Annotated in this window: 1 protein-coding gene; it reads left to right on the forward strand. The window is 69.5% G+C overall.

The window, feature by feature from the left end; genetic code table 11:
• Positions 1 to 1,351 (forward strand): cytochrome P450 (locus HMPREF3086_RS09180; RefSeq protein ID WP_210401853.1); only part of this gene is annotated, 1,351 nt, incomplete at its 5' end.
• Between the last annotated feature and the right edge of the window lie 142 nt (positions 1,352 to 1,493).

A 1,493-nucleotide genomic window follows, 5' to 3' on the forward strand; every position in this document is an offset into this window, starting at 1 on the left:
TCCGCGCGAGAAGGTCTTCCGTCCCGGACCCGCGCCACTGCGCTCCCACCTGCCGGTGCTGGGCAAGACGCTGGAATACGTGCACGACCCGCTGTCCGCGATGGCCCGTCGCTATCGCGACCACGGACCGGTCTCCGATCTCAACCTCCTCGGCCGCACCTGGACGGCGCTCATCGGGCCCGACGCGTGCCAGGCCGCCCTGCAGAACGGCGACAAGGCGTTCGCCAACGGACCGGGCTGGGGATACCTGGTGGGGCCGTTCTTCAACCGTGGGCTGATGCTGCTCGACTTCGAGGAGCACAAGCACTACCGGCAGATCATGCAGGAGGCGTTCACCCGCCCCCGACTCGAGGGCTACACCCGCACGCTCGTGCCGCTCGTCGACGCGGGGATCTCGGCCTGGTCCCCGGACCGGGCGTTCCAGATCTACCCCGCACTCAAATCGCACACGCTCGACCTGGCGACCGACGTGTTCATGGGCGGCGCCGAGTACGCCGCTCCCGGTGAGCTCGACCGCGTGAACACGGCGTTCGTCGACTGCGTGCAGGCGGCCAACGGGTACGTCCGGTCGACCGTGCCGGTGCCGTTCACCAAGTGGGGCCGCGCCACCCGCGGCCGCCGGCTGCTGGAGGAGTTCCTCCGCCGCCATCTTCCGGCCCGCCGCGCGAATCCGGGAGAGGACCTGTTCTCCGCGCTGTGTCAGGTGGCGGACGCCTCCGGCGGGATCGACGACGACGACATCATCAACCAGATGATCTTCCTGCTGATGGCCGCGCATGACACCACGACCAGCACGGTGACGTCCATGGTCTACGAGCTCGGCCGCGACGTGGAATGGCAGGAGCGGCTGCGTCGGCAGTGCCTGGCGCTGGGCCCGAACCCGAGCCTGGCCGAGCTGGAGGAGCTGCCTGACCTCGCGCTGGTGATGAAGGAGACGTTGCGTCTGCACCCGCCGGTTCCGGTGCTGGCCCGCAAGACGGTCAAGGACACCGAGATCCTGGGGGTGGAGATCCCGGCCGGCCGGCTCATCTCGGTGATGCCGCTGTACTCGCACCACATGCCCGAGTACTGGACGGATCCGGAGATCTTCGACCCGGAGCGGTTCTCCGAGGAGCGGCGGGAGGACAAGTCGCACCGCTTCGCGTGGGAGCCCTTCGGCGGAGGTGTGCACAAGTGCCTCGGCATGATCTTCGCCAACCTCGAGTCGAAGCTCGTGCTGAGCGCGCTGCTGCGCCACTTCGAGTGGTCGGTGCCGCTGGACTACTCCCCGCCCATGAAGAACGACTCGCTGCCCTACCCCGGCGACGGGCTGCCCGTGTCGCTGCGCCCGCTCTCGCGCGTCCACGCCTGACCCGCCGCCGCCCACCCGCCCGCACCTGCTCCGGGTGCGGGCGCGGGCATATGCGCAGCTAGAGTCGCCCGCGCCGGCGCCACCTATCCGATTCCGCGGCGCCTACCGGATCCGCTAGTGGGCATCTCCGTTAGTTCGTCGG

Source organism: Dietzia sp. HMSC21D01 (assembly GCF_001815995.1).
Lineage (GTDB): Bacteria > Actinomycetota > Actinomycetes > Mycobacteriales > Mycobacteriaceae > Dietzia > Dietzia cinnamea.